This is a genomic window from Stutzerimonas sp. S1, assembly GCF_025966695.1.
Lineage (GTDB): Bacteria > Pseudomonadota > Gammaproteobacteria > Pseudomonadales > Pseudomonadaceae > Stutzerimonas.
In genome coordinates, this window is sequence record NZ_JAOEIY010000017.1 from 1 (window position 1) to 1,174 (window position 1,174).

Consider the following 1,174-nt stretch of genomic DNA (forward strand, 5'->3'; position numbering starts at 1 on the left):
CCTCAGGACTGACACCGCCTAAGTGACTATGGCGGCGGGTTCGGTTGTAAAACACCTCGATGTAGTCGAACACATCAGCCCTGGCTAGGTCGCGGGTTTTATAGATGCGTTTGCGAATACGCTCTTTCTTCAAGCTGCTGAAAAAAGACTCGGCCACCGCATTATCCCAGCAGTTACCACGCCGGCTCATGCTGGGCTCCAGGTTGTTGGCCGCACAGAAGCGTTTCCAGTCATCGCTGCCGTATTGGCTGCCTTGATCGGAGTGAACGATCACACGCTCCCTGGGTTTACGCCGCCAAAGGGCCATGAGCAATGCATCCAGAGCCAGCTCTCGGGCCAGGGTCGGTTTCATTGACCAGCCAACGACCTTGCGTGCATACAGATCCACCACCACGGCCAAGTAAAGCCAGCCCTGCCAAGTCCGGATGTAGGTAATGTCCGTTACCCAGACTTTGTTAGGGGCGTCGACGCTGAACTCGCGGTTGAGATGGTTGGGCGCGATGATCGAGGGCCTCCCCGCGATCGGGCGTGGCGCTTTGTAACCCCGTAAGGCCTTGATCTTATGGGCGCGCATCAGGCGAGCGACGCGGTGCTTGCCGCACGTTTCACCGGCCTCTCGTAGGTCGCCAAAGACCCGGAGTGCGCCGTAAACACCACGACTGGCCGCGTAGGAGTCGCGAATTAGTTTCAGCAATCGGCTGTTTTCCTGCTCACGATCTGAGACAGGCTTGTGCAGCCATTGATAGAACCCGGCACGAGCAATCCGCAGCACCCGACACATCGTGGTGATTGCGTACTGGTGGCGATGCTCGTTCATGAAGCGGTACTTCACTCGGGCTCCCTGGCAAAGTACCGCGCGGCTTTTTTTAATATGTCCCGCTCTTCTTCAAGGCGGCGCATCTGGGCCCGTAGCCGCAGAATTTCACTCTTAGCTTCCAACAGCTCACTGGCCTGCCTCTCCGACTTGTCGGGCGTAACAGCCTTTACCCACTTGTAGAGGCTGTGAGTAGAGACGCCGAGGCGTGCGGCGATTTCTGCTACTGAATATCCACGCTCAACTACCTGCCTGACGGCCTCGGCCTTGAATTCCGGGGTAAATCGTTGGGTGCTCATAGACTTCCTCCTATGCTCAAAGCATAGGCCGGGGATGTCTACCGGAGCGGGGGTAGTCCAT

1 protein-coding gene is annotated in these 1,174 nt (G+C 57.6%); it reads right to left on the reverse strand.

Annotation, left to right across the window (positions count from 1 at the left end; translation table 11 throughout):
* A protein-coding gene (locus N8H22_RS20040; protein WP_264592224.1) for an IS3 family transposase occupies nucleotides 1–1,113 on the reverse strand; the annotation gives its coding sequence in 2 pieces (ribosomal slippage) (nucleotides 1–861 and nucleotides 861–1,113; 1,114 coding nt annotated over the 2 pieces). This gene is flagged as partial in the annotation.
* Between the last annotated feature and the right edge of the window lie 61 nt (nucleotides 1,114–1,174).